Annotated in this window: 1 pseudogene; it reads left to right on the top strand. The window is 44.8% G+C overall.

The features are described from left to right. Positions 1 to 74: 74 nt before the first annotated feature. A pseudogene (locus RVS70_RS22660) lies at positions 75 to 426 on the top strand (carbohydrate ABC transporter permease); the annotation flags it as partial.

Genomic DNA, 426 nt, shown 5'->3' with positions numbered 1-426 from the left:
GCCTTGGACAGAGCGGCAGGTGAACTGAAACAGAAATAGAATCCCATTCAAAAAGTGAAAGCGGGGAGGTTCTCATGAAACCTGTGAAAACGGGAACGGTTCATCCCGTTCCTTCAGCTTCGAAACAATCAGGCTGGCGAGATCTATTTTATTCGAAAAAAGCGGCGCCCTATCTGTTTACAGCGCCATTCGTTTTATCCTTTCTCGTATTTTTTCTATAACCCATCATTAGTGTCTTCATCATGAGCTTTCAAAAAATTTTGCCGGGAGAGGTGTCGTTTGTCGGATTGTCTAATTATACAGCGCTAAACAACCCGACGTTCTATACCGCCCTTTGGAATACGCTGGAATACACCTTTTGGACGCTGATCGTGCTGATTCCTGTCCCATTGCTTCTGGCCATATTCCTGAATTCAAAGCTGGTCA

The sequence above is a fragment of the Virgibacillus sp. M23 genome (genome assembly GCF_034190895.1).
Lineage (GTDB): Bacteria > Bacillota > Bacilli > Bacillales > Amphibacillaceae > Virgibacillus > Virgibacillus salarius.
This window is presented reverse-complemented; position numbering and strand designations above follow the sequence as displayed.